We start from the raw sequence: 25,317 nt of genomic DNA, 5'->3' as shown, positions 1-25,317 counted from the left end.
GCGTCCAGGAGTAGATTAGTTAGAGTAGACTTTCCGGTAGTAAGTTTGATATTCCTCCGAAAGCAGGGGTTCCCACCACTCCCGATGGGCTAAGTACCATTCTACAGTCTGCCGCAAACCTTCTTCAACTGTTACTGAGGGAGTCCAACCTAAATCAGTTTTAATTTTGCTGGCATCAATAGCGTAACGCCGATCGTGCCCGGCTCTGTCTTTGACAAATGTGATCAATTGTTCGCAAGGACGGGCGGGTAAATCAGAAGCTAATTCGTCCATTAGCTGACACAGCATTTTTACTAAATCGAGATTTTTGACCTCGTTGTTGCCGCCAACATTGTAGGTTTCCCCAGGCTGACCACGGTGAATAACGGCATCTAAAGCGCGGCAGTGGTCGAGAACGTAGAGCCAATCTCGCACGTTTTGACCGTCGCCGTATACTGGCAGCGGTTTGCCCAATAACATATTGATGCACATTAATGGAATGAGCTTTTCTGGGAAGTGATAGGGGCCGTAATTGTTGGAACAGTTGGTGATAATTGTCGGGACGCCGTAGGTGTGGAAATAGGCGCGGGCGAGGTGGTCGCTGCCAGCTTTGGAGGCTGAGTAGGGACTGTTGGGCGAGTAGGCAGTTGTTTCTGTGAAGGCTGGGTCATCGGGGCCGAGACTGCCGTAAACTTCGTCGGTAGAAACGTGGAGGAAGCGCATTTGTGCTTTGAGAGATGGCTCATCAATTGCTTCAAAATGCTTGCGGAAGGCTTCTAAAAGTGTGAAGGTTCCGACAACGTTGGTTTGAACAAAGGCGGCAGGCCCGATAATTGACCTGTCAACGTGGGATTCTGCGGCAAAGTGCGCGACTGTGGTGATGTTTTCTTCTTGGAGCAAGGTATCGACTAAGGTACGATCGCAAATATCCCCCTGCACAAACCGAAAATTTTCGCCTCCTTCCAAAGTTGCCAGGGTTTGTCGGTTTCCGGCGTAGGTTAAAGCGTCGAGTACGACTACTCGATCGCCCGGATAGCTGCTGCACCAGTGATGCACAAAATTCGAGCCGATAAATCCAGCCCCGCCCGTCACCAACAATCGGCGAGGAGCTCGCTCAATGCCTTGAGTCGCGTTGTCTGTCATAAAAATAAGAGTTATTCCAATAACTAAGCCTTTACAAAAGTAGCCTTAAAAGTAGTTTGTCACCAAGTGTTTGCCATTCTGTAATTAAAATTTCTACTGTCCCACCTCAGATTTTCTAATGTGGGCGCGATCGAAGTATTGGTTCACAAAACTTGAACTTCTACCGAGCTGTTAGTTCAAATGCTTACATACTAAGCATTTCAGATGTTTAAGCTGGCAATTTTAAATTTGAATTGTGTGAGGCTATAGCTGACTTTTGCGATCGATCAGCGATATGGGCGGCGCGCAGAGTTGATACATTTGTAAAGAGCTGTTACCATTAATTTTTTAATTATCCTTTACAATCTGCACAGCACCATGAAGAAGTTTCAAGTGTTAGCTGGCATTGCTTCCGTCGTCGCGATCGCAAGCAGCATCGCCATAGGTGACGCCGCATCTGCTTTCCCCTGTTCCTACAGCAAATCAGGGGCAGCTAAATCTGGTTCTGCGACAACGATCCTAGGTTCCGGCGGCTCGGAGCGCATGAATCCGTGGAAATCCTACAAAACAGCAGCTCTCGGTTTCCTAGGTTTGGCTGGAGTTTTGGGTGGCGGAGCGGCCTACATGAGCTACCGTGCCGGCAAGCGCGCCTCTGCTGCTTGCGCTGCGATGACCGATAATTTTGAAGTTTTTGAAGAGTCGGCTCCGATCGCAGATGCAGGTGTTTCTGGACACATGGAAGTTCCTGCCTTGCTCGATTTGACGGCGGCGGGTGCTGTAGCTGAGTCAGCAGATGCGGTTGCAGTCGTTCGCGAACACCCAGAAGCTCCAGGCGGCGAGCTGGATTTGCCAGTTTCGCCAGTTGCTGAGTTGAGTTCTGAAATTGCGATCGAACAAGTCCAAAGCGCGATCGTCAAATAGTTATCTCAAACCAAAGTATTCGCTTAGCGAACCTCCAATCTTGCAAGATTGGAGGTTTTTTGAGTCGAAATTATCTACCCTACAATTTCTTGTCATGGCGCTCGCGAAGCACTGCCAACAATAGACAGATGAATCGATAGCACACAATCTCATATTTCGGCAAAGCAAAGGAACGCCGAATTAAGCTAAATAAAAAAAACTCTGGCTACCATCATCAATCTCATAGCAATTATTAAAAGTCGCCGCTCTCCGTCAGGACAATGCTGTGCGGTTTCCCTACTGTATTTGAACTGTATTTGATCCGATTGAAAACTGTTATAAAATTAGATGAGTCAAAGCGAGACAGTACGCTGCCGAGGCGATCGCTCAAAATGCCATCGATATCAATCTGAGGTTAGACGGCAAGAGTGCAAATCGCCTGCTATCGTTGGAAATATAGCCCTACAGATTACAACTAGAGGTTATTATGAATGCTTGGCGCGATCGATTCAATCAATTTACAGGTAAAACTAGATTGGCAGTTTGCCGGGTGTTCGTTCACCTAACAGGCGAAGAAGTTGCACCGCTGTTAGGAGTTCTCAACCGCACCGCCAGAGAAGCAATTGATGGCGATGGCGACCTAGCAGTTTTAGGAGAAGGTCTTGTAGAAATTTGCAATCACCTGTTGCAGTACGACAACTACTGGCAAGCAGCCGCCAACGAAGGCGATGTTTTTTGGAATGAAGGCGAAGCCGGCGATTATGTGGATGAACTTTTCACTGATTCAGCCGATCGCTATCTCAGCGAGCCTCAATACAGTACATCTGTTTACGATAAAAAATCCCCCTTGTCTTTGCCGGTAACTAGAAATGTGGTGGTGATGCTGACAGTTGCTTATGAAGGCGAAGTCCCTGCCCTAGAAACAGACCTTGCTGACATCAGCGCGCTGAAAGTCGGTTTAAAAGCCCTGATTAATTTACATTACCAAGAAAGGCTCCGAGCTGTGCAAGTTCACTTTTCTCCCGCACAGTTGGGAGACGAACTTACCAACGACCAAGTGTTGGTCAATTTCCCAGAACTTATTCCCCTTTAAGGAAGGAGTAATTAGTTATTAGTTATTAGTTATTTGTTATTTGCTACCAATGCGCGCTACCCCATGCGCGATGCCCGATGCCCAATTACCAATTACTATTTATGATGCTGCGAAGACTGACAATTTATTTAATGGCTTTAACTTTTTTATGGACGGCAACCGCCTGCGGTTCTCCTAGTAGACAAACTTCTACAAATCCTGCTGGCAATCCAAATATTAACACAGTGCGTCCTGCACCAAACAATAACTTGGCTCAAGGTCAATATTCTGTACAGCAAGCTACCTACGACGATGCGGATGGTGAATACAGTTTGATGTTGCTGAATACTCCCGCCGGCAGTCCCCCAGTTTACCGGACTAGGGATTTGCAAATGGCTCGCTTAACAGATGAAGAAATATCTGCAGGCAAGAAAAGTTATCTAAACTTGGATAACAATCAAGCGGTTTTGCATTTGACAGAAGATTTTAAAATTGAGTACGTCCACAACGTTACCGAAACTGTTCCTAATCCTCAAACCGGTCAGCCACAAACCGTAGTAGTACGGCAGCAATCTGGCTTCTGGGCGCCGTTTGCTGGAGCTGTTGCCGGTCAGGCGATCGGCAGTTTGTTATTTAGACCGCAATATTATATGCCGCCAGTCTATCAGCCGGGAATTATGACAGGATATGGCGGCTATGGCAATACTTACGGCCAAGCTGTTAACCAATATCAAACTCGCTACCGAACTCCGCCTCCAGAGGTGAGCAACCGTCAAGTTTTAAGGACAACCGGCCGCCTGCGATCGCCCACATACAACCAGCCAGTAAGACCCTCAGTACGTCCCAATGGCAATCGATCGACCGGTTCGGGTTACGGTGGCAGCACTTTGAGGCGATCGCCCCAGCCACGTCAAAATCAAAACAAGCGGCAGCCAAGTTTTGGTAGTGGCAGGAATTCTCGTCAACCGAGTCGGAATCGCTCTTTCGGGAGTAGAAGGCGCTGAGTTGAAGATGGCAAAAATCAGCAAATGACATCGGTAAAAGTTGATTTTATATATTCTCCTGATGCCACGCCGCCCCAGGTAGGGAGAGTGAAAACTTTGGAATAATTGATTTAGCCTTCTCTGTTTCCCCCAGACCCAAAAAATATGTGATTTAATTTCTACATTGGTCTGTAGGTGACAATATGTCTTCTTCACAACCCCCGTCAGGGGAAAGAAATCCTCTAGGATTGGATGAATTGATTGCTATCTTGGTTGCCTTCGGCACGATGGGAGCAATTTTATTTTGGGTAACAGGTAAAAATCCCGATCGATTGAATGCCAGAAATTGGCAATTTCCAGCCGTTTTTTCTCAGCCTGCTGTTACGCCCGCGACTCCGGGAATATTAACGCCAGAATCGCCAAGTTCGGATTTGCGATCGCCTGCTGCAACCCCCGTTCCGTTAAAACCGGATGTCGCACCTGTGGCACCTTTAGGGCCGATTTTACCGGAAAATCCTCCCGTGGGTGTAATCGTTGTTCCTCCCAAGCCAATTGCGCGATCGACTCCCAATCCAGCAATTACCAAACCGAAAGCCGATAAACCCAAAGCCGCTAAACCCAAAGTTGGGCCTGTTATATTATCCGATGTTCCGGACAAATATTGGGCGCGTCCGTTCATTGTCGCTTTAGTCGATCGGAAAATTTTTGCTGAGTCCACCGACAACAAATTTCGCCCCGACGAACCGATGACGCGAGCCGAACTAGCACGCTTGATTCAGCGAATGTCCGACGACAAAAAGCCGATCCGAAAACCGATTGATTTTAAAGACGTAAAAGACAAGAGTCCTGTCGCTCCGGCGATCGACCATACCGTCACAACTGGATATCTTAAAGGATACCCAAACAATGAGTTCCGTCCCGAAAAACAGATTCCGCGTGTCGAAGTCATCGCAGCTTTAGCGAGCGGTTTGAGGCTGAAACCATCAACAAAAACAACCAAAACTTTACAAGTTTATACAGACAGGGCAAAAGTGCCGAAATGGGCAGTTAACAAAGTAGCAGCAGCCACGGAAGCTGGCATTGTGGTCAACCACCCGAAGCGCGCACTTTTGCAGCCTAATAGAACAGCAACTCGCGCTGAAGTAGCAGCCATGATTTACCAAGCTATGGCCAAAAAAGGTCAAGTACCTGCTAAGTCTTCTGAGTATGTTGTGCGGCTTTAATTAGAGGAATGAAGCCCTTCTTTTTTCTATTAGTCTGACTTGGGCTTGCGGGTAGTCAGAAACCGGGTTTTTTGCGACAATACTTCGTTATAGCTGACAGAATCAGCCAAAAACCCGGTTTCTTGGGTTTGCAGGCCGTCAGAAACCAGTTTTTTTGCGACAATACTTCGTCATAGCTGACAGAATCAGCCAAAAACTCGGTTTCTTGGGTTTGCGGGCAGTTGAGATCGATGCAAAAATCACAGCAATCATGCCAAATCATCATTCCACACTCATTGATTCGATTTGAGGCAATTATTATGTATCATCAGATAAGACTTGGGGATAATCAGCTAGATAGCAGCGATCCATTTTTAGACAACAATCTGCAAGAAACAGTAGTTATTGATACTGATGGAGAAGTGATCTTCTATCCCAATTTTTTTAGCATCGAAGAAAGCGATCGTCTTTTTTCAGATTTATATTCTAGTATTAACTGGAAACAGGACATTATTCATTTTTATGGAAAAAAGATACCTTTACCCCGACTTACAGGTTGGTATGGAGATGAAGGCAAATCCTATACATATTCGGGCATCGAACAGCATCCCGATCCTTGGACTCCCACACTCAAATTAATTAAATCAAAGGCTGAAGAGATATCAGAAGTTACTTTTAATAGCGTGCTTCTCAATCTATACCGTCACGGTAAAGATAGCGTTTCCTGGCATAGCGATGACGAGCCAGAATTAGGTGAAAATCCTATTATAGCCTCAATTAGCTTTGGGGGAACTCGCCGATTTTCCTTAAAACATAAAACATCAGAAAACTACAAAATTAATCTGGATTTGCCCAAGGGTAGTTTACTATTGATGAAAGGTGAAACCCAGCACTGCTGGCAACATCAAATCCCTAAAACTTCTAAATTTGTGGAACCGAGAATCAATCTAACTTTTAGAGTTATCAAACCAGTTTAAAACAAAGACAATAAAATTTCAGCGCTGCTATCAAATCAGGGTCAATTGAGTTATGAAAAATCTACTTTTATTAGGAACGTTAAGCTTTAGTATTGCTTTTTGTTTGGGTATAGCAGTAGAAAAAAATATTCCTAAAAGTGCTGCCATAGGTGGTATAGCGACAATTAGCACCCTTAGTAGTGCCTTCGTTTTAAGCAAAAAATCTGACCGAGAACTTGAAAATATCCGCAGCCATGCCGAAAATTTAAAAAGCATTGAAAATCAGATTTTAAGCCTGAAAAATAAAAGAATAAAACTTGTACAGGCAATTGATAGCAAAACCAAATCAAAAACCACGATTGAAGCAGAATACGACTCAATTGTGATCGAAGTCGAGCGGCTTAAAGAAGAGGTTGAATCTCTCAATATACAGCGAGAAAGTCTGCACAATGTAATTGCTAATCAGAAAACTCAAGACATAAAAATTAAACCTAAAATTCCTGTTAAAACTGAAGTAGCAAAACCCATCAAAAAGACAACAAAGACAATATTGTACAATTGCATTTTAGATGGATTACAAAATTCGACATACTTTTACCACAAAAACAACCAGGGAACCTTTGAAAACTATTTACAATCATTACAAAAACCCGCAGAAGAATTGTGGAATTCTTATAGATCCAATCAGGTTAAAGTAAATTATTCGGAGCCGTCAATTCAAGCAGTTTATTTAATGCGTTATTATCCCCATTATGCGTACATGAATTTTCAAATATTAGAAATGATACACGCTCAAAATTTCTTGGACAATCTCACAAATGAAACGCTAGAAGTATGCTTATTTGGTGCAGGGCCATGTCCAGAAATCGTAGGTTTAAGTAAATTATTATCAGATAAGTATCAAAACATTAAAAAATTAACTGTTAATGTATATGATATTGCTTCTGAGGAATGGACTTTAAGCAGAAATATTACCAAAAAATTTGTGATACCGGAATACTGGTCAGGAGATTTAAAACTAAATAGTAATTACCTCGATTTATGCGAATCTAATTCTCTTCCCTCAATCAAAACAACAATTCAAAAAAGCCAAATGTTCATTTTTCAAAATTGTCTAAATGAAATTTATAATATATCTACAGTTCAAACAAATCTCAATTTTTTGCTTAATGAAATACCTGTAGGTAGTGTAATAATAATTATTGATTTATGTAACTATAACCAAAACAAAACCATAATAGATCGATTAAAAGAACAAGTAAGTAATCGAGATGATTTTGAAATTTATTGCCCTCAAGCTAAAGATACTAAAATAAAAGCTTGTTTTCCTATTCCACCACTAATCACACAACATCTCTTAACTGGAAAAGATAAGTTAGTACCTCGTAGTAAAGATATCGATTGTCTTTTTATAAGTTTGCACAAAATTAATCTAAAAGCTTTGTAATTGATATGAAATTCGGTTGCAAAGGCATGGTCACGTTTGCTACCGCCTTAATTCTGACGACTGGCATTCCTCACTACGAACCTGTTTCTAGTGAGGAATGCCAGTCCTTCTTTCTTAGGTTTCAATCGCTGATCGCTTTAATCTTGAAACACCATAATACTGCCCGAATAGCAAGCTACCCAAACCTGATTAGTTTCCGGATCGTAAGTAATCCCGATCGGACTTGAATTAACCTTCACTGTTTGCAGCACTTTCATATCACTCGTCCTAACTTTGCTAACAGTATTCGAGAAATAGTTAACTACATAAAGCAGTTTTCCCTGATCGGAAATAGTCATGCTGCGAGGTGCTTTTCCTGTGGAAACTTTGTCCACCACTTTACCCGTTTTTAGGTCAATTTTTGCCACATTTCCTTCACCATTTAAAGTGGCATACAGATACTTTCCATTGGGATCGATCGTCAAATGACGCGGCGCATTGCCAATATTCCTCAGCCATTCTACCGAAAAGTCTATCAGATTGACTTTCGCAATATTGGAAGAACCCATGATGGCAACATAGGCATTTTTTGAGTCGGGAGTAACAACAATACCGCGAGGATATGCACCCAGTTTCACCCGCTCGATTTCGAGATTTTTATTGATATCAACTACGCTCAAATCCCAACTGCACCAATTGCTAGCGAGGGCGAAGCGATTGTCAGGCGAAACAGCATTGAATTTCGGAACAGCACCTACAGGAATTACCTTTTCTATTTTCAAAGTTTGGGTATTGATGCGGTACAGAAAACTTTGGTCGTGTTTTGCCGCTGGAGAGCACCTGTCGGTTCCCGGATTGCTAAACCCCGAACCGTACATTTTGTAGTTGGAGACGTAGGCATATTTGCCATCGGTTGAAAAAGCAGCTTCTACGGGAGAGCCTTTATAATTGCCTGTGAATTTAGAAAAGCCAAACTTCGACAAGTTTACTGTATCGGGAATAGTCTTGACTAATTTAAAGTTCCTGTCGTAAACTGTGATTGTGTGGCGGTACATCATGTTTTGAGCAAAAAACAAGCCATCTCCCGAATAAACTATTGATTTTGGCGAGATGTTGCCATAAATGGTTTTTTTCAAGGTCATTTTTCCTTGAGTGTTGTCGGGAGGATTTACTAACGTTGTGGTTGATAATTCACTTGTTTTATCCTCGGAATTTTCTGTTTTAAATGGTGGCAAAGACGGTTCTTGGGACTGAGTTTTAGTTTGAGCTTCGAGTTCGTTTGTGTTTTCTGTGGCGCTAGGAGATGGCGAAGATTTATCGACATTGGGCGAGATTTTTTTCGCAGCTTCCATGCTGGCGTCTTCCGGCTTACCTTTCAGTGCTGACAAGGTTTTAGGGCCAACAATTCCGTCAACTTTCAGGTTGTTCTCTGCTTGAAACTTTTTCACAGCAGCCTGGGTGAGAGAACCGTAAAATCCTGTAGCCTTACCGCGAAAATAGCCTGCGTTTTGTAGAGTTTTCTGGAGTTCGGCTACTTCCGGACCTGAATCACCTTTTTTGATGGCTAGTGCGGGATTGACTAAATTGAAAATTGTGAGAGCGATCGTAAAGAAAAGTAAAGCAGAAGAGGCTAAATTCAGGTGCCTTTTTGAGTGGGTCGATCGAGTTTGATCCGCAGCCGTTTCCCAAGTTTCAGCTAAATGTAGGTAGGCCAGTCCGTCCATAGTTTTTACCGGGTATTTTTGGTGCTATGATACACCAGTTAACTTTGATGAAAGAGAGAATCTTATTATAATCAAACTTAGGGTAAAATCTCCAAGCAGTTTTTAATGGTGTAAGCAAGTAGGAGCGATCGACAATGTGGAGTGGGGAACAAACAACCGCAGAATCAACGACAAAAGAATCCCGCCAGACTTTGCTGTGGGACGATAACGGGGGACTTTGCCAGCGGGCTTGGGTAGAAATCGATTTAGCAGCTTTAACTCACAATGTAAAACAGCTTAAAAAACTCTTATCTCCCGATACAGAACTGATGGCAGTTGTGAAAGCAGATGCTTACGGGCATGGTGCTGTTGCAGTCAGTCAAACAGCATTGCAAGCAGGTGCTAGTTGGTTGGGAGTGGCGACAATTCCCGAAGGAATAGAATTGCGAGAAGCTGGGATAGAAGCGCCGATTTTGCTGTTGGGGGCAACCCATACAGCTCCACAGGTAAAGGCGATCGCCCAATGGCACTTGCAGCCCACTATTTGTACTGCCAAACAAGCCCTAATTTTTTCGGAAGTTCTCGCTGGTCTTAACCAATCTTTGCCAGTTCACGCTAAGTTGGATACGGGAATGTCTCGCTTGGGTACGCCCTGGCAGGAAGCAACAGAATTTGTGCAATTAGTCAATCGGTTGCCAAATTTAAAATTAGCCAGCATTTACTCTCACTTGGCGACAGCCGACAGTCCCGATTCCGCAGTTATGAGAGAGCAGCACCAGCGGTTTCAACAGGCGATCGAGCAAATTAAAATAGCAGGAATTAACCCCCCTCGCCTCCACTTGGCAAACTCAGCAGCCACCCTCGCTGACCCGGATTTGCACTACGATTTAGTGCGGGTCGGTTTAGCTACCTACGGTCTTTATCCAGCGCCTCACTTGCAGTCGAGATCCAATTTGAAGCCCGCAATGCAGGTAAAAGCTAGGGTAACGCAGGTGAAAACAATTGAAGCAGGAACCGGCGTCAGTTACGGCTATCAATTTATAGCTCAGCGTCAGACACAGATTGCCGTAATTGGTATCGGCTATGCAGATGGTATTCCGCGCAATCTTTCTAATAAAATGCAGGTTTTAGTCAGGGGTCAATTCGTGCGGCAAGTGGGAGCCGTGACGATGGATCAATTAATGCTGGATGTAACTGATCTTCCCGATTTAGAAGTCGGTGAAGTGGTTACTATTTTGGGCAAAGATGGAGAAAATAAAATTACTGCTGACGATTGGGCCACGAGTTTAGGAACTATTTCGTGGGAAATTCTCTGCGGTTTTAAACACCGATTGCCCCGCGTAGCAGTACACTATTAAAAGTAGTCCGGCAGGGGTTTAAACCCCTGCCTCATAGCAAAAGTCGGTTAAAACCGACTCAAGAGTTTGAGCGAGGAAATTATTGATTTTAGTCCTCTTTTAGAGGACTTTAGCTATGAGACAGGGGTTTTCAACCCCTGTCGGACTCTCGGAATAAGCGATAAGACTGAGACTGCAATTTTCTATTCCCAATTCCCAATTCCCAATTGATATGACAGTTATTCAGACGTTTTTCCCAATAGCCCAAACCTTCTATTCTCAGCTAAATGCAGAAAGAACACAAGCCTTGGCAGTAGCCCAAGAATTCTCGAAAAAATTCGTAGAATTGGGGTTTAAAATTGTACCTCAAGTGCTGTGGGCGATCGGCATTTTGTTAATTACGCGATTTGCGATCAACTTTGCGGGGCGCGTGACTCGCCGTGCACTGAGTCGCACCGAAGCCACGCTGCGGAAATTCTTAGTTCAAGCTGCTGAAATTACGATTTTGGTAGTGGGAGTAGTCGCCGCTTTGAGTCAGTTGGGAATTCAAACTACCAGCGTGGTTGCGGTGGTTGGTGCAGCGGGTTTGGCGATTGGTTTGGCGTGGCAAAATACTTTGTCGCACTTTGCTGCTGGGGTAATGTTGATTAGTTTGCGGCCCTTTGAAGTCGGGGATGGGATTGAAGCTGGCGATGTTAAAGGAGTGGTGGACAGCATCGGGATTTTTTCAACAACTGTGGTAACAGACGATCGCATAAAAATTATTGTCCCGAACAATCAGTTGTTTAACGGTACACTGAAAAATACAACGGCAATGGGAACGAGGCGAGTAGACTTGAAGATTGATATTGGCGATCGGCCAATTCGTCCGACAGTAGCTGAGTTATTAGAAATTGCCCACTCTCACCCGCTGGTGTTGGAGAATCCGCCCCCGACTTGTTTGGTAGCTGAGATTACTCCAGATACAACTATTTTATCTCTCCGGCCTTGGTGCGCGTCGGTGGCCTACGAACAAGTGCGATCGCAAGTTCAACAATACGTCAAAGAGGCAATGGATGCCGACAAAAATCAAGAACAATAGATATAAATCTCCAATCTAAAACCCCAAATTTATCCGAGGTATTTCCCATGAGCAAGTGGTATCCGCAGCAAATTTTGCAAGAACCCGGTGTCAGGATCACCCCAACGGAGAAACAAACAATTCTCAGCAAATTTCCGCCTCCCGACGAAAACGGTCAAATCTATGCCGACGGGGTTTTTGAAGGCGGCGGCGTGCGCGGAGTTGCGTTTTTAGGAGCACTGAGGTGCTGTAGCGATTTGGGCATCCGGTGGCGAAAATTGGCCGGCACTTCTGCCGGTGCAATTACTGCCGCAGTATTGGCAACCGACTTGTCAATTGATGACTTAGAGGAAATTTTAGGACAGCTCGATTACAGCATATTTTTAACTCAAAAAAACAGTCCTCTAATTTTAAACGGCGACCCCGCCGACGACTTGCAATCTCCTGCTTGGACGCTGCTTTTCCTAACAGTTAGCCGTCAGATGGGAGAATATTCGGCGCAGCCGTTTCGGCAGTGGCTGGAAGCAATGCTCGGTCGAGGTAACTTGCACACTTTTGCCGATGTCAAACAAATCGTAAAAGACCGGGAATTAAAAGTAGTAGTATCCAACCTCTCTCGCGGTGAAATGTTGGTGCTACCCGACGACTTACACCGACGCGAATCGACGGATTCCGATCCTTTGTATGAGCAGTTGCGACTCAAAAGCGCTGAAGATTTTAGCGTTGCTGAAGCCGTTCGGTTGTCGATGAGTATTCCCCTCTTTTTTGAACCGGGAAAACTCGGCGATGACTTAATTGTAGATGGCGGAATTTTGAGCAATTTCCCCCTGTGGATTTATGACAAACAATCCGTGGGTGCGACTCCTGCTATGCCGCGCTGGTTTACCTTTGGGTTTCGATTGGTCGATACCGGAATTGAGACTAAAGCTAAGATTGATACTCCGCTGTCGATGCTGGCGGCGATGTTCCGAACCATGATGAAAGCAAGAGACCGCTATCACCAGCGAGAAATGGATAAGGGCAGGGTAATTAATATTGATGTGACTGATGCTGGGGTGACGACGACGGACTTTAATCTCGATGGCGATCGCAAGGCTCACCTGTACCGCTTGGGGTATTTGTATACTAAGAGGTTCTTTTTGAGTTCCAATTTTAGTTGGGAAAAGCACTTGAAGGCTAGGGGCTTTGGGGAAGAGGCTGGAGGTTGAGGTCGCGAAAACTTTACAGAGTAAGGGATTGAGGAATTTTTCAATTAGGGGTTGGCAAGAATAAGATGTGTGTGCTATAGTTAGTTACTGTCATCTTGGAGAGGTGGCTGAGTGGTCGAAAGCGGCAGATTGCTAATCTGTTAAGGGTGTTAACATCCTTCGAGGGTTCAAATCCCTCCCTCTCCGTTTTAGAGCTTCTAGGAAAAAATTCCTTTTAATCAAATTTTTGGACGGGCTAGAAGCCCATCCCACAAAATTTCCATGTGGGATGGGCTTCTAGCCCGTCCCAATTGTTTTTGCAATTCAAGTCTAGTCTAGCCGCAATAATCAACTACTAAATCTAATTAAGTCCTTTCATCGCCTCGACAAATTGCCGCGATATAAATGGCAAAATCTCTTCATTCTTGCTATTCTCTTTCCCCTCGGTAAATACAACCAACAAATACGGCCGCAAACCGGATATTTCAATATAAGCAGCATCGTGACGCACTTGACTTGTCAGTCCCGCTTTTGACCACAATTTTGCTGATTCTGGCAATCCGCCGCCTAAAAAACCTGTAACTTGATTTTCGGGATCTGCCTCTAATTCTGCTGGGTCTAAACTGCGTTTCATTAAACCCATCATTTCTTGCGATGCTTGGGCAGAAACAGCTACGCCGCCTATTATACTGTGCAGCAAACGCGCCGCTGCATTTGTAGTCAGCATATTTCTATTTTCCATTAATTCTCCCAAAACTGCTCGCTCGCGACCGTAGGGGCCGTCACACCAGGTTTTCTGATTGACGTTAATATTTTCTAATTCTGGCCAATCCAATGATTGAAAGTAACGGTTGACGATGTTTCGCTGCTGTTTCCAAGTTTCAAAGGGGGCGGGTGATAATTCTGGGCCGCTGGTGGTGCCGGTGAGGGCGTCTACTACTAAACTGGTGGCGTCGTTGCTGGAATCAACTATCATATCTCGGACGGCGCGTTCTAATTCTGGCGATGTTTGAATCATGCCTTTTTGCGCCCATTCCCAGATGGCAACGAGGTAGAATAATTTGACGATGCTGGCTGGATAAATTCGTTCGGAAGCTCTAGCGCTAAAACCTCGCGGTTGATATTTCCAAAATTCTTCTGCACTCAGGGCGCCGCCTGTATTGACTCGCACCGGGGGATCGTAGACTATCCAGGTCATGGCTATACGATCGCCACTTAATCCTGTAAATTCTGACAATGCGGAGTCTATAATGCTACTGCCGAGGTTTTCTAATTGTTCGTCTTTGTGAAAAAATGTCATGGTTAATGGCTGACGCTTAACGGTTAACGGCTAGCAGCTAATGGCAATCTCTCGTTAAATGCGAACAATAAATGCGAACAATTAACAGCACACAATGAGCAATTAGCAATGGCCAATTATCAATTATCGGATGTTGTGGAGTACCGCGCCCGATCGCACATAAATATTTACGATTCCCCAAAGTGCGATCGATTGGCAACTCAAGCAGCGCTGGGGCGACATTTGCGCGTCGTTGAACTCCCCCTAATACAGAGCGATGTAAACTTGGATACAACGGCTGTGATGGTGCGACTGTGCGAAGATGATTATCCGGGATGGCTGGATATTCGAGATGTTGAGTTGCTCGATGTGGCAGAAACAGTGTATCATCCTCTGGTGGTTTCTGAGACCCAAATCAAGGAAAAATTACCAATTGTAATTACTTTCGCTCGCGAGGCTATGAACCAATCCAATTATTATCTTTGGGGGGGTACAGTCGGGCCAAATTATGATTGTTCTGGCTTGATGCAAGCTGCTTTTGTTGCTGCGGGCATCTGGTTGCCGAGGGATGCTTATCAGCAGGAATTTTTTACTAAACCTATTAGTATCACTGCTTTAGAACCGGGGGATTTAGTATTTTTTGGTTCGCCCGAAAAAGCAACTCATGTAGGATTATATCTCGGAGATAATCGCTACATTCACAGTTCTGGAAAAGCACAAGGTCGCAACGGTATCGGTATCGATGTTTTGTCGGAGGATGGCGATCGAGTCAGTCAAGCTTATTACCAGCAACTGCGGGGATATGGTAAAGTTGTGGCAAGTTATCAGCCTAGTTAGTTGTTAACGGTTGACGGTTGACGGTTGACGGTTGACGGTTGACGGTTAACTAATGACTAATGACTAATGACTAATGACTAATGATTACTGATGTTATCTAACAAAGAAATGGACGCTGCATTGTTTTTGGAAAAATTGGCTGCACAGCAGGCTGGCGCTGAGGTTGTTCTCGACATTTCGGTGGTGGTGCCAGTGTATAATGAGGTGGAAAGTTTGCCTCATTTGATTGAGGCGATCGCCTCTTCTATCCAACCATCTGGACTCAGCTATCAAATTATTTGTGTAGATGACGGTTCTAAGGACGGTTCTGGTGAACTTCTCCAGCAGTTAGCCAGCACTCGCGATGACCTTTGTGCTGTAATTTTGCGCCGCAATTACGGGCAAACTGCTGCCATGTCCGCAGGTTTCGATCGCGCTCGCGGTCGTGCTATTGTTACCCTAGACGGCGATTTGCAAAATGACCCGGCTGATATTCCGCTATTGTTGGCAAAGTTAGATGAAGGCTACGATTTAGTTAGCGGCTGGCGGAAAAATAGGCAAGACAATACTATTAGCCGATTGATTCCTTCTAAAATTGCGAACTGGTTAATTGGTCGCGTTACAGGCGTAACTTTGCACGACTACGGCTGTTCTTTGAAAGCTTATAAATCCGAGTTGGTAGCAGACTTGAATCTGTACGGGGAATTGCACCGCTTTTTGCCAGCGTTGGCGTTTATTGAAGGGGCGAGAATTGCAGAACTGCCGGTGCGACACCACGCCCGCCGTTTCGGTCAAAGTAAGTATGGAATTTGGCGGACTTTTCGCGTGTTGATGGATTTGTTAACTATTTCTTTTATGAAAAAGTTCCTGACTCGACCGATGCACGTCTTTGGACTTTTGGGACTGAGTTCTATGACGTTGGGAACGGTTTTAGGGATTTATTTGACTTTCCTGAAATTTGCTTTTGGTCAAAGTATTGGCAATCGTCCTCTGCTGATTTTGGCTGTGGTTTTACTGTTAACTGGCGTGCAGTTATTTTGTTTTGGTTTGCTGGCGGAAGTGATGATGCGGACTTATCACGAGTCGCAGGGAAAACCGATTTATCGGGTGCGCGAGGTGTTTGGTTCTAAATAAGGAAGGGGTTGATCCAAATTATACTCGGTGATAAAAAGAGGAAAAGTTTTGAGTTGTAAGTTAAATAATTTAAAACTCAAAACTCAAAACTACTTCCTAATCTTCAATTCTCTCATCTAAAATCTCAAATTTCAAATCTAAAATTGATTAACTTTTTGAGCTTGTCGGAGAGATGTAATAGTTGCGATCGCGTGTTCGGCGACTGCATCTATTTCGGCTTCGGTATTGAAGCGGCCAATACCAAACCGAATTGAAGCATAAGCTAATTTGTCCGATCGCCCGATCGCTGCTAAAACATGAGAGGGAGATATTTTTGCGGAAGTGCAAGCAGATCCCGAAGAAACTGCCGCCGCCGGTTGCAAACCCAACATCAACGCTTGACCGTCAACCCCGGCTACACTAATATTGAGATTCCCCGGCAATCTCTTCGTAGCGTGACCGTTGAGAAAAACATCGCCCAATTCACTCAATTTTTCCCACAAACGCTGCCGCAAATTAACCACTCGTTCTGTTTCCGACGGCATTTCTGCAATTGCCAATTCTACTGCTTTGGCAAACCCAACTATTTGCGGTGGGTAGAGAGTTCCCGATCGCATTCCCCGTTCGTGCCCTCCTCCGTGCATTTGTGGCGCTAGTTGCACTCTCGGTTTGTTGCGGCGCACGTAGAGAGCACCGATCCCTTTTGGCCCGTAGATTTTGTGGGCTGTCAAGGACATTAGATCAATATTCATCTCCTCTACGTCGAGGGGAATTTTGCCGATCGCCTGTGCCGCATCTGTGTGAAAAAGAATGTCATTTCCGCGACAAATTGCAGCAATTTCTGCGATCGGCTGGATGACGCCAATCTCGTTGTTAGCCGTCATCACTGAAACTAAAATTGTCTCTGCCCGAATCGCTTTGATCAAATCGCCTATATCAATCAGCCCGTCGCTTTTCACCGGTAAAACAGTAATGTCAAACCCCAATTTTTGCAAATAGGTACAGGGGTCGAGAATTGCATTGTGTTCGGTTTTTACTGTGATAATGTGCTTTCCTTTACTGAAATAAGCTTCGGCGATGCCTTTGATCGCTAAGTTATTTGCTTCGCTTGCGCCGCTGGTAAAAACAATTTCTTCTGGAGAAGCATTGATCGCTTCTGCTATGATTTGTCGTGACTGTTTTACCGCTGCTTCTGCTTCCCAGCCGTAGACGTGGTTGATACTGGCTGCGTTGCCGAATTGTTCGGTGAAATACGGCAGCATCGCCTCAAGTACCCGTGGATCTACCGGGGTTGTGGCGTGGTTGTCGAGGTATATAGGACGTGCAGACATAGTGCAGTTTTGGTTTGAAAAAGTGTTAGGTTTATTGTAGACGAGCCCCTTGTTCTACTACAAAACTTTATAATTAACATATATTTGTAAAGATTTATGCGAGCTGACATTCAGGGATTAGAAATTACTCTCGGTGAGCTCAAGCACCTCACCGGCGCCGGGCCCGATCGCGTATACCGGCCGCCGACAGCGACTAAGTTTGCCCGCGAAGCTTTGAAAACTGTCGGTTTAATTGTTTTGGTTCTCATCAGTTGTTGGCTGCTGGTTGCGATATTTCCTAGAGCTTATTTGTGGTGGTTCGCCCTTCACTTCGCTGCGATCCTCGGTTTAATCTTTGAGGATGCGTGGAAAATTCAGTGCAGCCGCCAAAACCAACATTTAATCAATCTTTTTGATGATGTCGATCGCTATAATGGTATAATCAAAGCGATCGAAATTAACGATAGGATAGAAGATGCCGGCAATGTGGCAGTCAAAATAGGCGATCGAGCCAAAGTTATTCAAGCTTTGCAACTAATCAGAGACGATTTAGTTCGAGCTTTGAAAACTGAAAGAATTCTTAGGGAAAACAAAAAATTTGTCGCTACTAACTCAGAATTATTTGCCAATAACTTAAAAAATTTGAATGCCCTCCAAATTAGCGATCGAGCCACCGAACAAGGGCGATTGCTGAACGAAGCTTTGCAGGTAGCCGTGGGAGTTCAAGCAGAAATGAAAAAGTTGCAAGATCGAAACGCTGCTAATTTTAAAAATGGCAAAAGTTAGTAGTGTGCACGGCTGCGTGCGCCTCTTACCCAGTAGCAATAGGCAGCTTACTGAACCGAGCGAACTCAAACACATTCTCCAAATTATAAGTTATGAGAATTGTGAAAAAAATATCATAACTATTGTAAATTTTTTCCTGTTACGTAACAGGTAAGGATATCTTGGAAAGGTGACGTTAACAACCAGGTCAGTATGTCTTCTGCCAAACCCAAGATTATAGTTCTCGACGACGATCCGACAGGTTCTCAAACCGTGCACAGTTGCTTACTGCTGACACGTTGGGACGAAGACACCCTGCGTTTGGGGCTGCGGGACAAGTGCCCGATTTTCTTCATACTGACAAATACTCGATCGCTAACTCCCGAAAAAGCAGCCTCCGTCACCCGCGAAGTGTGCCAAAATCTAAAAAGGGCGATCGCCAGCGAAAAAATCGAAGACTTCCTAATAGTTAGCCGTTCCGATTCTACCCTGCGCGGCCACTATCCCATCGAAACCGACGCGATCGCCGAAGAACTTGGCCCCTTCGACGCCCATTTTCTAATTCCCGCCTTTTTTGAAGGAGGCAGAATTACCCGCCACAGCGTGCATTACCTAATGGTTAACAGCGTCGCAACGCCTGTTCACCAAACCGAATTTGCCAAAGATTCAGTCTTCGGCTACAGTCACAGTTACTTGCCCGAGTACGTAGAAGAAAAAACCAAAGGTCGCATCAAAGCTGATGCAGTCGATCGCATTTTACTTGCAGACATCCGCTACGGAAGTTTAGATCGACTGATGGAGATGAAAGACAACCAATGTGCAGTTGTTGACGGCGAAAGCCAAGGCGATTTAGACACATTTGCCAAACACATTCTCGCTGCTGCCAGTCAAGGCAAAAAGTTTTTATTCCGCAGCGGGGCGAGTATTTTAACATCCTTAGCTGACCTCGGCCCGCAGCCAGTAGCAGCCGACGAAATGGCAAAATACGTGAGGGACGGCAAACCGGGTGCAGTAATAGTTGGTTCCCACGTTAAGAAAACTACTGAACAATTGGAACGCTTGTTAAAAGAACCCAATATAGTTAGCATTGAAATAGATGTATCTCACTTGTTAGAAGATTCACCAGAGTATCGCACCCAAATGCTCGATGAAATTCTCGGAAAAGTCCGTAATTCTCATGCCGATGGCAAAACGCCTGTAATTTATACCAGCCGCAAGGAACTCGAATTTGACAATGCAGAAATTAGGTTAAAATTTGGAGAGGCGGTTTCTGCTTTACTGATGGATATCGTGCGGGGACTGCCTGCGGATATCGGGTTTTTGATTAGCAAGGGTGGCATTACTTCTAATGATGTTTTGAGTACAGGTTTGTCGCTAAAAAGTGTCAGGCAAATCGGTCAAATAATCGCAGGTTGTTCGGTGGTGAAAACCGATGCAGATCATCCTCTGTTTCCCAATTTACCCGTGGTTTTGTTTCCGGGAAATGTGGGGGATAGCCATGCTTTGGCTACGGTTTATAAGCGGCTGAGCAAGTAGTAGAGCTCGTTGAATCGCAGATTAACGCAGATGAATGTAGCTTCAAGTTAGGGAGTAGAATGTTCATCTGCGTTTCGTCGCTGGGTTTCAATGCTCGATCGAACTTTATGGCAACTGCCACTGCACGACCACTTCCAAAAAAATCTCTCGCCTACTTTTTTGCCAAATCGACCCTAGTATGATATAGTAGAGAGTCTGTGCGTAATTACAGCCGATCGCCAAAGTGGAAAATCGCCTCATCGTTAGGCACTATCAAAAAAATTAGATTTCTCAAAAATACTTACCTCAGAACTCTACATATAGGGCCAACAGCACCAGAGCTACTGCTATCAGTAGCGTTTCCAGCTTGTAACCGCCTAAATTTTCAAATTAAGTAGAAATTTCCACATAGTAATTTTCAGCTCAAAGGATTAGCATATAAGGGTGACAGAACATTATCATCCCCTAAACTCATTAAAAGATGGCCATTGGTTCAAGCTGATCTGTGGGGCGAGCTTTCAACACCTGCCTGCTGTACGGAATCTCACCTTGGCTTACACCTTAGCAGGCGCTGACTGTATCGATGTCGCGGCAGATCCCGCCGCCGTCGCCGCAGCGAAAGAAGCCCTACAAGTGGCCAGCGACTTACAGGCAAGAACTCAAAACCGCAGGTTTGGCGGCAAAGGGTTGCCGTTGCTGATGGTGAGTTTAAACGATGGGGAAGACCCGCATTTTCGCAAAGCCGAATTCAACCCAGCCGATTGTCCGGCGGACTGCTGGCGGCCGTGCGAAAAAATATGTCCAGCCGAAGCAATAGTTTTTCAGAGTGCTGGCAGTGGTTTTTCCGGGGTGATAGACCAGCAATGCTATGGCTGCGGTCGCTGTCTGCCGATTTGTCCGAGCCAACTGATTTATACTCGTTCTTACGTGTCTGCTCCCGCCGCGATCGCACCTTTAATCTTGCAATCCGGTGCGGACGCCCTAGAAATCCACACGCAAGTAGGCAGAGAGGCAGATTTTGCGCGACTTTGGTCGAGCATAGCTCCCTGGGTCGCTCAACTCAAGGTAATAGCAATTAGTTGCCCCGATGGAGACGGTTTGATTGATTATTTGCGGACACTGTATCAAATAATTTCCCCCCTTCCTTGTCCCCTAATTTGGCAAACGGACGGTAGGCCAATGAGCGGAGATATCGGAACAGGAACTACTAGAGCCGCGGTCAAACTCGGTCAAAAAGTTTTGGCTGCCCAGTTGCCGGGATACGTGCAACTTGCAGGCGGCACTAATGCTCACACTGTCAGCAAGTTGAGAGCCGAGGGACTGATGAAGGATGCCGGGACAAATTTGTCAGTTCCCCCTGTCCAATATATTGCAGGTGTAGCTTACGGCAGCTATGCCAGGGTTTTGCTATCGCCAATTTTAGAACAGTTAGAAAGAATGCAGACCGATCGAGCCTATGCCGTTCCGGTGGCAGTCACGCGGCCAGGAGCCGGAGTTCAAACATCTCGGCTACCTCAGCTCGAAGCCGTCCCAGAACTTCTCTCACAGGCCGTGAGTTTAGCTCGTTCTCTAGTTTCCCCGCTCAAAGAATTTTAGTCAGTAGTCATTAGTCAGTAGCCATTAGTCATTAGTTAGTGGTTAGTAGTTAGTAGTTAATTTCAACAACAACTGGCAACTGACACATAACAACTGGCAACTGGCAACTGACAACTGTTAACTGACAACTGACTAAAAAGTTGAAAACGTCACCGAACACATCGAGGCGAATGCAGATTACAGACGACCTCAACAGATTATTAGACATCGTGCCAGATGAGATCCGGCAGCCCTTAGAGCAGCACCCGCAGCGCAACAATCTCATTGAGATTGTCATGGATTTGGGCCGCCAACCTGAAGCTCGTTTTCCATCATTGGCTGAACCTCTTTCCCAAACACCGGTTTCCAAGGCAGACCTCAACTATTGCATCGAGCGAGTCGGCCACTTCGGCGGCGACAATCGAGCCGGTATCGAGCAAACCCTGCACCGAATTAGCGCCCTTCGCAACCGCAGCGGCGAGATTATCGGCTTGACTTTGAGGGTGGGCCGCGCTGTGTTCGGGACGATCGGGATTATCCGCGATTTAGTGGAAACCGGTCAGTCAATTTTGATGCTCGGCCGCCCTGGAGTTGGCAAAACCACGGCCCTGCGGGAAATTGCCCGCGTGCTCGCCGATGACTTGGAAAAACGGGTGGTAATCATCGACACCTCCAACGAAATTGCCGGAGATGGAGATATTCCCCACCCAGCGATCGGCAGAGCTCGCAGAATGCAAGTTTCCCGCCCCGAACTCCAGCACCAAGTCATGATCGAAGCAGTGGAAAACCATATGCCGGAAGTGATCGTGATTGACGAAATCGGCACGGAGCTCGAAGCTTTGGCGGCTCGGACGATCGCCGAAAGGGGCGTGCAGTTGGTCGGTACCGCCCACGGGAACCGGATCGAAAACTTGATGAAAAACCCGACTCTGGCAGATTTAATTGGGGGCATCCAAGCGGTGACGCTGGGAGATGACGAAGCAAGACGGCGCGGTTCTCAAAAGACGGTTTTGGAGCGCAAAGCACCGCCAACTTTTGAAATTGCCATCGAAATGCTCGAACGCGAGCGCTGGGTAATCCACGAGCGAGTTGCAGATGCGATCGACACTTTGCTGCGGGGACGCGAACCGCACCAGCAAATCAGAAGCGTCAGCGAGACTGGAGAAATAATTATCGAGCGCGAGTCAGCCGCTCCCCCCGCCCGGTTTCCGGGGATGGCAGCTTCCAGCAGCACGGCTGCGGTATCGGCAATCCGGCCCGTCACACCGATCTCTGGGTGGCGGAGTGCTGGCAAAATGGTGCCGATGCCCGCTCCCAGCGAGAACTTCGCTGCTAAAAGCGCGCCGGTTTCTGAGACTCGGTATTTCGAGCAACTGCTCGAAGAATCCCTGTCCGTCGAACCGGTACCCAAGGCGGCTGGACGCTATTCCCATAATGTCGGCCCTAACGGCGAAGATTTGCCCCTCCACGTTTATCCTTACGGCATACCTCGCCACCAGCTCGAACAGGTGATTTCGACGCTGAACCTGCCGGTGCTGCTGACGAAGGATATTGAGAGTGCTGACGTGGTTGTGGCTTTGCGATCGAACGTTCGGAACCAGTCGAAATTGAGGCACTTGGCCAAAACTCGCCAAGTTCCCGTGCACACAATTAAGGCCGCCACTATTCCCCACGTAGCCAGAGCTTTGCGGCGCCTGTTGGACATGGATGACCCAGGCACCCCGGAAGTGGCAGACCTCGCCTTATTCGCCCGCAGCGGTTCTTCTGATGAGCTCGAAGCTCTCGAAGAAACGCGCTTAGCAGTGGAGCAAATTGTCATTCCCAAGGGACAGCCGGTGGAACTCCTGCCCCGTTCTCCTAACGTCCGTAAAATGCAGCACGAACTTGTGGAACACTATCACCTGAAATCCCACAGTTTTGGGGAAGAACCTAATCGCCGCCTGCGGATATATCCAGCTTAAAGTGGGAGATTAGTGCCTTTGAAGGCAGAAGGTGGAAGGCAGAAGGGATAATTTTTTCCTGGGTTCTGTCTTTTACCTTTTGCCTTTTTCCTTTAAGTAGCTGGCAAGTTTCTGATATGATGTGCTGTGACACTGTTCTTGTTCAGGCGATCGGCTAAATTCCCGATTTATAATTCCAAATTCCCCAATTACCAATTCCCAATACTTCGACTACACGAGCTTACAAGTTCCCCCATTCCCAATAGTTCAGCTACGCACTTCCCTTCGGCTTTGCGAACTGACGAGCCGCCGCCTAGCAGCTATGCTCAGCACAAACTCAGCACCAGCTCAGTAAAAGTTCTCACTTCCCAAATTATTAAATGAATCTACCTGGATTGACATGAATGATTCCCTAATTCAGCTATTTATTAACTTAATTACTACTGAAATTGGTGTGCGAATTAGGTCCCAAGATCGAGCTGGTTTGTCTCATAAAATCATGACTCGGATGAAAGATAAAAAAATTGCAGAACCCGAAAAATATTATCAACTTTTAACCGCAAAAACTTTTGAAAGTACAAATGAATGGGCAAAATTAGTCTTACTATTAACAACAACTGAAAGTTATTTTATGCGAGACAAAGGACAGTTTTCTCTGTTAAAAAGAGTAATTTTTCCTGAATTGATAGAGCAGAAAAGAAACTTGCACAAGACCGTGGGAATGCAGCCGACATTGCGAATCTGGAGTGCGGGCTGCTCCACCGGTGAAGAACCTTATTCTTTAGCTATTGTTTTAAAACAATTGATTCCAGATTGGGAACAATGGAAAATATTAATTTTAGGTACAGATATCAATGAAAAAGTAATCAAAAAAGCCCCCCAGGGAGTTTACAATCATTGGTCGTTTCGCTTGGTTGAACCGCAGATACAAAAGCAGTATTTTCATCAGAGGCAAAATGACTGGGAAATTAATCTAGAATTGCGCGAAAGTGTCAATTTTAGTTGTGTAAATTTAATCACAGATGAGTTTCCTAATATTTACCAAAATCTTTATAACATAGACTTAATTTTGTGTAGAAACGTTTTTGTGTATTTTGAACATAAGTATATTTCACTGGTACTGAAAAAATTTTCCAAGACCCTGAGACCTGGAGGATATTTAATGACCGGTCACGCTGAAGTTTACGGTCAAATTATGAACGAGTTTGAACCCAAGATTTTCCCGGAGTCGGTGGTGTATCAGCGTCGGGATGCTGTACCGGAGGAAGGCTGTCAAATAGAGTCTAGGGTTGCGACGGTAGGGGAAGCCAACTCGGCATTTCGGGAATTCCCGAAAGCAGATACTATGGGCGATGATAGTGGTGAGTTGCTAACAGGGGAAACTATGCCACCTAGTTTTACTACTAACAGCAATTTTCCAGAGATAGAGATGCCTTCCCTATTAAAAATAAGTAATCTGCTGGGGAATATGCTGCCCTCTCGCTATATCGAGGATGGCTTGCCGAACAAAGCCGTGTCAGTTACAGAAAAAATACTAGCAGAAAATACTCAAAATCAAACGCCTCAAATGCTAATTTTAGAGGCTAAAAAATTATTTAAAAATCAAGAGTATGCTGAGGCAATCAACAAGGCACAAGAGGCAATAGACTTGCAGGGACCTAATTTTGATGCTTATTTTTTAATCGCTCAAGTTCAGGCAAATGCCGGCAATTATTCTCAGGCCATAGAATACTGTAATAGAGCTAGAAAAGTAGAGCCTGGCTCAGTATATACTGATTATTTACAAGCTCAAATTGCTGAAGAACAGGGGCAATTGGAAACAGCAAAAAATTTATTAAAAAGGACTATTTATATGTGTCCCTCTTTTGTTTCAGCTTATATAGAACTAGGGAATATATACAATAAAGAAGGTCAAGTAAAAAGAGCTATTAAAATGTACAATTCATCTTGTGAAATCCTGAAAGCACTACCGCCAAACACTCCCATAGATTCACAGGGGAAAATGACAGCTAGTCAAGTGCTGATGAATGTTAAAAAAAAATTGTTAAAATTATACAGTAAAGAAACTGTACACTAA

21 protein-coding genes and 1 tRNA gene are annotated in these 25,317 nt (G+C 45.3%); 18 read left to right on the top strand and 4 right to left on the bottom strand.

Annotated elements, in window-relative coordinates; genetic code table 11:
* Positions 1-15 precede the first annotated feature (15 nt).
* Positions 16-1,122, bottom strand: coding sequence for a dTDP-glucose 4,6-dehydratase (gene rfbB, locus QUA34_RS01660; RefSeq protein WP_333324763.1), 1,107 nt, complete (start codon positions 1,120-1,122; stop codon positions 16-18).
* A gap of 357 nt (positions 1,123-1,479) precedes the next feature.
* On the opposite strand from rfbB, the gene QUA34_RS01655 reads away from it, so the two are divergent.
* The 7 genes from QUA34_RS01655 (at position 1,480) to QUA34_RS01630 (ending at position 7,661) form a co-directional block, all read left to right on the top strand.
* Positions 1,480-2,022 carry a hypothetical protein gene (locus QUA34_RS01655; RefSeq protein ID WP_333383576.1) on the top strand — a complete coding sequence of 181 codons (543 nt, stop codon included), beginning with the start codon at positions 1,480-1,482 and terminating at the stop codon, positions 2,020-2,022.
* Between the two features lie 466 nt (positions 2,023-2,488).
* Complete coding sequence (locus tag QUA34_RS01650) at positions 2,489-3,094, top strand: DUF1517 domain-containing protein (RefSeq protein ID WP_333383573.1); 606 nt, start codon at positions 2,489-2,491, stop codon at positions 3,092-3,094.
* A 101-nt stretch (positions 3,095-3,195) separates the two neighbouring features.
* Entirely contained in the window at positions 3,196-4,077 is an 882-nt protein-coding gene (locus tag QUA34_RS01645) for a hypothetical protein (RefSeq protein WP_333383775.1), read from the top strand.
* 24 nt (positions 4,078-4,101) lie between these two features.
* Complete coding sequence (locus QUA34_RS30095) at positions 4,102-4,182, top strand: hypothetical protein (protein ID WP_445242648.1); 81 nt, start codon at positions 4,102-4,104, stop codon at positions 4,180-4,182.
* A gap of 77 nt (positions 4,183-4,259) precedes the next feature.
* Entirely contained in the window at positions 4,260-5,279 is a 1,020-nt protein-coding gene (locus tag QUA34_RS01640) for an S-layer homology domain-containing protein (RefSeq protein ID WP_333383571.1), read from the top strand.
* Between the two features lie 230 nt (positions 5,280-5,509).
* Positions 5,510-6,235, top strand: coding sequence for an alpha-ketoglutarate-dependent dioxygenase AlkB (locus QUA34_RS01635; protein WP_333383569.1), 726 nt, complete (start codon positions 5,510-5,512; stop codon positions 6,233-6,235).
* A gap of 52 nt (positions 6,236-6,287) precedes the next feature.
* Complete coding sequence (locus QUA34_RS01630) at positions 6,288-7,661, top strand: hypothetical protein (RefSeq protein WP_333383567.1); 1,374 nt, start codon at positions 6,288-6,290, stop codon at positions 7,659-7,661.
* Between the two features lie 137 nt (positions 7,662-7,798).
* Here QUA34_RS01630 and QUA34_RS01625 read toward each other — a convergent pair whose 3' ends face one another.
* The gene (locus tag QUA34_RS01625; protein ID WP_333383565.1) at positions 7,799-9,364 is read right to left on the bottom strand and encodes a peptidoglycan-binding protein; all 1,566 of its coding nucleotides are present in this window, start codon (positions 9,362-9,364) and stop codon (positions 7,799-7,801) included.
* A 134-nt stretch (positions 9,365-9,498) separates the two neighbouring features.
* Between QUA34_RS01625 and alr the strand changes: the two genes are divergently transcribed.
* From alr to QUA34_RS01605, 4 genes are all read left to right on the top strand, one after another.
* Positions 9,499-10,701, top strand: coding sequence for an alanine racemase (gene alr / locus QUA34_RS01620; RefSeq protein ID WP_333383562.1), 1,203 nt, complete (start codon positions 9,499-9,501; stop codon positions 10,699-10,701).
* A 211-nt stretch (positions 10,702-10,912) separates the two neighbouring features.
* Positions 10,913-11,761, top strand: coding sequence for a mechanosensitive ion channel family protein (locus QUA34_RS01615; RefSeq protein WP_333383560.1), 849 nt, complete (start codon positions 10,913-10,915; stop codon positions 11,759-11,761).
* A 47-nt stretch (positions 11,762-11,808) separates the two neighbouring features.
* Positions 11,809-12,948 (top strand): patatin-like phospholipase family protein, encoded by a 1,140-nt coding sequence (locus QUA34_RS01610; protein ID WP_333383557.1) that lies wholly within the window; start codon positions 11,809-11,811, stop codon positions 12,946-12,948.
* Positions 12,949-13,045: 97 nt separating this feature from the next.
* Positions 13,046-13,134: transfer RNA gene (locus QUA34_RS01605), tRNA-Ser, on the top strand.
* Between the two features lie 154 nt (positions 13,135-13,288).
* Here the strand turns inward: QUA34_RS01605 and QUA34_RS01600 are convergent.
* Complete coding sequence (locus tag QUA34_RS01600; RefSeq protein WP_333324787.1) at positions 13,289-14,227, bottom strand: serine hydrolase; 939 nt, start codon at positions 14,225-14,227, stop codon at positions 13,289-13,291.
* A gap of 108 nt (positions 14,228-14,335) precedes the next feature.
* On the opposite strand from QUA34_RS01600, the gene QUA34_RS01595 reads away from it, so the two are divergent.
* Together QUA34_RS01595 and QUA34_RS01590 are read left to right on the top strand one after the other, a co-directional pair.
* Complete coding sequence (locus tag QUA34_RS01595; RefSeq protein WP_333324789.1) at positions 14,336-15,043, top strand: C40 family peptidase; 708 nt, start codon at positions 14,336-14,338, stop codon at positions 15,041-15,043.
* Between the two features lie 90 nt (positions 15,044-15,133).
* Positions 15,134-16,156, top strand: a complete 1,023-nt coding sequence (locus QUA34_RS01590) for a glycosyltransferase family 2 protein (RefSeq protein ID WP_445242785.1) — start codon at positions 15,134-15,136, stop codon at positions 16,154-16,156.
* A 137-nt stretch (positions 16,157-16,293) separates the two neighbouring features.
* Here QUA34_RS01590 and QUA34_RS01585 read toward each other — a convergent pair whose 3' ends face one another.
* Positions 16,294-17,466: an IscS subfamily cysteine desulfurase gene (locus QUA34_RS01585; protein ID WP_333069058.1), complete on the bottom strand. Its 1,173-nt coding sequence runs from the start codon at positions 17,464-17,466 to the stop codon at positions 16,294-16,296.
* 96 nt (positions 17,467-17,562) lie between these two features.
* Between QUA34_RS01585 and QUA34_RS01580 the strand changes: the two genes are divergently transcribed.
* The 5 genes from QUA34_RS01580 to QUA34_RS01560 all read left to right on the top strand — a co-directional run bounded on the left by QUA34_RS01580 (position 17,563) and on the right by QUA34_RS01560 (position 25,317).
* Positions 17,563-18,231, top strand: a complete 669-nt coding sequence (locus QUA34_RS01580) for a hypothetical protein (protein ID WP_333383553.1) — start codon at positions 17,563-17,565, stop codon at positions 18,229-18,231.
* Positions 18,232-18,423: 192 nt separating this feature from the next.
* Positions 18,424-19,746: a four-carbon acid sugar kinase family protein gene (locus QUA34_RS01575; RefSeq protein ID WP_333383550.1), complete on the top strand. Its 1,323-nt coding sequence runs from the start codon at positions 18,424-18,426 to the stop codon at positions 19,744-19,746.
* Between the two features lie 423 nt (positions 19,747-20,169).
* Positions 20,170-21,321 carry a circadian clock protein LdpA gene (ldpA, locus tag QUA34_RS01570; RefSeq protein ID WP_333383548.1) on the top strand — a complete coding sequence of 384 codons (1,152 nt, stop codon included), beginning with the start codon at positions 20,170-20,172 and terminating at the stop codon, positions 21,319-21,321.
* A gap of 170 nt (positions 21,322-21,491) precedes the next feature.
* Complete coding sequence (locus QUA34_RS01565; RefSeq protein WP_333383545.1) at positions 21,492-23,261, top strand: R3H domain-containing nucleic acid-binding protein; 1,770 nt, start codon at positions 21,492-21,494, stop codon at positions 23,259-23,261.
* Positions 23,262-23,640: 379 nt separating this feature from the next.
* Positions 23,641-25,317 carry a CheR family methyltransferase gene (locus QUA34_RS01560; RefSeq protein ID WP_333383543.1) on the top strand — a complete coding sequence of 559 codons (1,677 nt, stop codon included), beginning with the start codon at positions 23,641-23,643 and terminating at the stop codon, positions 25,315-25,317.

This window comes from Microcoleus sp. POL10_C6 (assembly GCF_036701585.1).
Taxonomy (GTDB): domain Bacteria; phylum Cyanobacteriota; class Cyanobacteriia; order Cyanobacteriales; family Microcoleaceae; genus Microcoleus.
This window is presented reverse-complemented; position numbering and strand designations above follow the sequence as displayed.

Excerpts from the sequence above, each read along its gene's own strand:
- QUA34_RS01560 (WP_333383543.1), top strand. The coding sequence starts at position 23,641 with ATGAATGATTCCCTAATTCAGCTATTTATTAACTTAATTACTACTGAA.
- QUA34_RS01615 (WP_333383560.1), top strand. The coding sequence starts at position 10,913 with ATGACAGTTATTCAGACGTTTTTCCCAATAGCCCAAACCTTCTATTCT.
- QUA34_RS01595 (WP_333324789.1), top strand. The coding sequence starts at position 14,336 with ATGGCCAATTATCAATTATCGGATGTTGTGGAGTACCGCGCCCGATCG.
- alr (WP_333383562.1), top strand. The coding sequence starts at position 9,499 with ATGTGGAGTGGGGAACAAACAACCGCAGAATCAACGACAAAAGAATCC.
- QUA34_RS30095 (WP_445242648.1), top strand. The coding sequence starts at position 4,102 with ATGACATCGGTAAAAGTTGATTTTATATATTCTCCTGATGCCACGCCG.
- QUA34_RS01580 (WP_333383553.1), top strand. The coding sequence starts at position 17,563 with ATGCGAGCTGACATTCAGGGATTAGAAATTACTCTCGGTGAGCTCAAG.
- rfbB (WP_333324763.1), bottom strand. The coding sequence starts at position 1,122 with ATGACAGACAACGCGACTCAAGGCATTGAGCGAGCTCCTCGCCGATTG.
- QUA34_RS01630 (WP_333383567.1), top strand. The coding sequence starts at position 6,288 with ATGAAAAATCTACTTTTATTAGGAACGTTAAGCTTTAGTATTGCTTTT.
- QUA34_RS01645 (WP_333383775.1), top strand. The coding sequence starts at position 3,196 with ATGATGCTGCGAAGACTGACAATTTATTTAATGGCTTTAACTTTTTTA.
- QUA34_RS01650 (WP_333383573.1), top strand. The coding sequence starts at position 2,489 with ATGAATGCTTGGCGCGATCGATTCAATCAATTTACAGGTAAAACTAGA.
- QUA34_RS01625 (WP_333383565.1), bottom strand. The coding sequence starts at position 9,364 with ATGGACGGACTGGCCTACCTACATTTAGCTGAAACTTGGGAAACGGCT.
- QUA34_RS01640 (WP_333383571.1), top strand. The coding sequence starts at position 4,260 with ATGTCTTCTTCACAACCCCCGTCAGGGGAAAGAAATCCTCTAGGATTG.
- QUA34_RS01600 (WP_333324787.1), bottom strand. The coding sequence starts at position 14,227 with ATGACATTTTTTCACAAAGACGAACAATTAGAAAACCTCGGCAGTAGC.
- QUA34_RS01635 (WP_333383569.1), top strand. The coding sequence starts at position 5,510 with ATGCAAAAATCACAGCAATCATGCCAAATCATCATTCCACACTCATTG.
- QUA34_RS01565 (WP_333383545.1), top strand. The coding sequence starts at position 21,492 with ATGCAGATTACAGACGACCTCAACAGATTATTAGACATCGTGCCAGAT.
- QUA34_RS01610 (WP_333383557.1), top strand. The coding sequence starts at position 11,809 with ATGAGCAAGTGGTATCCGCAGCAAATTTTGCAAGAACCCGGTGTCAGG.
- QUA34_RS01590 (WP_445242785.1), top strand. The coding sequence starts at position 15,134 with ATGTTATCTAACAAAGAAATGGACGCTGCATTGTTTTTGGAAAAATTG.
- QUA34_RS01575 (WP_333383550.1), top strand. The coding sequence starts at position 18,424 with ATGTCTTCTGCCAAACCCAAGATTATAGTTCTCGACGACGATCCGACA.
- QUA34_RS01655 (WP_333383576.1), top strand. The coding sequence starts at position 1,480 with ATGAAGAAGTTTCAAGTGTTAGCTGGCATTGCTTCCGTCGTCGCGATC.
- QUA34_RS01585 (WP_333069058.1), bottom strand. The coding sequence starts at position 17,466 with ATGTCTGCACGTCCTATATACCTCGACAACCACGCCACAACCCCGGTA.